The sequence below is a fragment of the Stieleria sp. genome, from assembly GCF_041595215.1.
GTDB lineage: Bacteria > Planctomycetota > Planctomycetia > Pirellulales > Pirellulaceae > Stieleria > Stieleria magnilauensis.
On record NZ_JBFHKV010001277.1, the window covers coordinates 1 to 2,181 of the forward strand.

General features: G+C 60.5%; 1 protein-coding gene. It reads right to left on the reverse strand.

Features of this window, described 5'->3' with window-relative positions; genetic code table 11:
• Positions 1 to 638: 638 nt before the first annotated feature.
• On the reverse strand, positions 639 to 2,181 hold a 1,543-nt coding region (locus ABX749_RS30515; protein ID WP_372899358.1), incomplete at its 5' end, for a hypothetical protein.

The following is a 2,181-nucleotide window of genomic DNA, read 5'->3' on the forward strand; positions in this document are numbered from 1 at the left end:
CGCGAACCCACGGTTGACCGGGTGCAAGAGATCCGTGGGTTCGCGCGGCCATCGGTGGGCTCAGTGGTCATTTGATTGTTCCGCAAGTTGCAGCCTGACCCTTTTTCCGCTCGGCAAACGCAACCCCAAGATGGAATTTTAGAGCACGAGCGGGAACACTCGCGCAGCGTTTCAGCTCGGTGATGCGGAACAGCGTCAACGATTAGCCCCGGCCACGAAACGCAGCCACGAAACGCAGCCGGCAATCGCTCAGGCTTGCTCAGTTGCGAGACTGTTTTTCTTGGGCTCGAGCAGCTTTGAGAGCCGCCGCTTCACGGGAGAGTTTGAACTCTGGCCCGCTCGGGAAATACTGCACGTCGTCCTGCAAGTAGTAAGGACTCGGCAATGTCTGCCCATTAATGCCCACTTGGCATCCGCTCGCGCCGATCAGGCAGGTGCCTGCAAAGAGGGCGATAGCGGTAGCTCGTGTGATGCGTCCAGATGTCGATTTTCGGCTCATGGCTTCCATGCCTTGTTTGAATCGTCACGTACCGGGGCCGTCGAATGAATTCGAATCCCGTCACAACCGGTATCGGATGAATAACCGGCAAAGATTAACCGGGCATGCAGAAATTGTCGAAATCGTGGGCGAGGACCGCTTATTCTTCGGGCGCTTTGCCTTGGCTGGCCGTGTCTTGGCTTGTCGTGCGGAGAAGTGTTTGGGGGGCATCAGGCCATTGGACGAGTGCATGCAGATGCAATTTGACATGCTGCTCGATTCTGACCGCCAGCTCGCCGAGCAGCGTCAACCGCTCTAAAACCGCCTCCGCACGCTCGAGGTCGGCTTCGATCCTCTGCCCACGTGTCCGCATCATCTGGCGATCCATCTGGTTGGCCGAACTGTAGCTTTGTTTGTACATCCCGCGTTGCATCACCAGTTTGCGGTGATTTTCGGTCCACAACGCGTTTTCGGCGGCAAAGCTCTCTCGGCTGAGCGGAACCCAGGGCAGCGAGGGATCTAATCGGCCGCCGAACTGCATCCGGCAAGAAAGCTTGCGCGCGCAATCGATGTCCAGTTTGACAGCAATTGCGACCGTCTCTCCGTCGGTCGGTGTCAAGATCGCGATCGCCGAACCGTGGTGGGGGTGTTCCGGATCGAAGGGGGTGTGCCATGCCAAGTCGATCGAATCGGGGGCGGACAGCTCGATTTCCAATCGCGACACGTCGGCCGGCAGCGGGGCGCCGAGTGGCCAACTGGGGCGCCATCGGCGCGGATCCAGCGAAAGCGGATAGGGATCGGACTCGATCGACGGTCGCAGGTAGACGGATTGTCCGTCGGAGAGCACCAGTCGCCCGTGCAGCAGTTTCTGCGACAGTCCGTCTCGGGCGGCGTTGTCTGACCAGCGGAGCACCGTGGCGGGGCCGGTTCGGATCAGCTGTGCGATCGGATTTCCGGTCTGTTGATTGATCAGGTTTCGCGTGTCGTCCGTTGCCGCGTCGGAAAGTGCGATGGCGACCGGGCTGGGAAACTCGATGCGTTCGACCGAGCCGCCCGATGGGTCAATGACGGTTTCAGTTTGGCTGTCGCCGCGGGGTGGCAATTCGACGAATCGATCTGCCGACGGCCGGGTCTGTTGAGGGACTTCGGCGGCGTCTTGATCGGAGGCATCCGACTGGAGCACCGATTCCAGCGTTTCGTTCACGTCGTTCGTGGCGTCGTTTTCAGAGAAAACGAATGAACTTGATCGGGCCGCCGAGCCGGGGCGCGAGTCCTCGGATGGTGCCAGTGGCGTCGTGATTTCCGGTGATTCAAATTTCGCTGTTTCGGGGGGCTCGATCGCGAGATCGACCGAGGGATCAAGCAGGTCCGTGGGATCACCCGAAAGGCCGCTGGCGAGCAAGTCATCCAGATCGTCCATGACATCGAATCCGCCGCGAATGTCCTTACGTTCGGTGACCGAGGGGACGGTAAACTCCAACGGCGCAGGCGCGTCGGCTGGATCACGATCTTGATCAATGGGTGGGGAAGCGACGAGCAGCGGCGCTGGTGGTGCTTCGCGTTCGGTCGTGTTCGGCGGGTCCAGGGGATCGCCCACGGAGGGCGCCGCCGTTGGTTCGAACGGTGAGGTTTGGCTGGTACGGATTTCGGCGCGTTGTGAGCGATGCTGCTGGATTCGGATCGCGGTGCCGATCAAAGCGACG